We start from the raw sequence: 1,147 nt of genomic DNA on the forward strand, positions 1-1,147 counted from the left end.
GGCGCGGTCACCCGCAACCCGGCCTCGCGCAACAGTCGGCAAGCGTCCATCTCCTCGGTGTGCACAACATCCACCATTCCAGTTTTCTGGAATAAGTCAAGAAAACGAGTCAATCAAGCAGCCGTTGCGCGGATCACATCCGAGGCGCGGAATAGCTCGAAGGGAGCCTTGGTTGAACACCATTGTCGGCGCCCGAACAGCCCCGGGCCTCACCCCTTTGTCGCTACGAGCGACCACCCGCCGAGAGGCGCTTGTGGGGCGTCGGCACCCTGACGGGCCGTCCACGCGGCGGCCCTTCGACTCGAACGCCGCCAGGTCTCCCTCATCGACCTGGCGGCGTTTGTCGTCTCCGGCCGCGTCCGGTCGCGGGATGCCGGGGGATGTTCGACGATGAGCGCATGACTTCCGATCTGCCGTTGCGACGTGAGCTGGGTGTGCGGGACTCGGTGGTGATCGGGCTGGGGGCGATGGTGGGGGCCGGGGTGTTCGCGGCGTTGGGGCCCGCGGCGGGGGTGGCCGGGTCGTGGTTGCTGGTGGCGTTGGGGGTGGCGGCGGTGGTGGCGTATTGCAATGCGATGTCGTCGGCGCGGCTGGCGGCGGTGTATCCGGTGTCGGGTGGGACGTATGTGTACGGGCGGGAGCGGCTCGGGGAGTTCTGGGGATATCTGGCGGGGTGGGGGTTCGTGGTCGGGAAGACGGCGTCGTGCGCGGCGATGGCGTTGACCGTGGGGAGTTACGCGTGGCCCGCGCAGGCGCACGGGGTGGCGGTGGGGGTGGTGGTCGTGGTGACCGCGATCAACTATGTGGGCGTGCAGAAGTCGGCGCTGGCGACGCGGGTGATCGTGGGGCTGGTGCTGGCGGTGCTGGCGGCGGTGGTCGTGGTGGGGATCGGTGGGGATCATTCGGCGGCAACGGTTCTCGACGCGGAGATCGGGCCGTACGGCGTGTTGCAGGCGGCGGGTCTGCTGTTCTTCGCATTCGCCGGCTACGCGCGGATCGCCACGCTCGGCGAGGAAGTGCGCGACCCGGCGCGCACGATTCCGCGGGCGATCATGCTTAATCGACATGTTTTCGACGGTAGGAAGCGCTTCGGTCGTCGCGGATCGGCTCGGTCGGCGGGAAAAGTCGTTCGCTCGGAGGACCCCGG

1 protein-coding gene is annotated in these 1,147 nt (G+C 68.4%); it reads left to right on the plus strand.

All coding sequences use genetic code 11. From position 1 onward, the window contains the following. Positions 1–398: 398 nt before the first annotated feature. Positions 399–1,147 (plus strand): APC family permease (locus ACWDNU_RS46530; protein WP_449673534.1); only part of this gene is annotated, 749 nt, incomplete at its 3' end.

Source organism: Amycolatopsis sp. NPDC003676 (assembly GCF_053587275.1).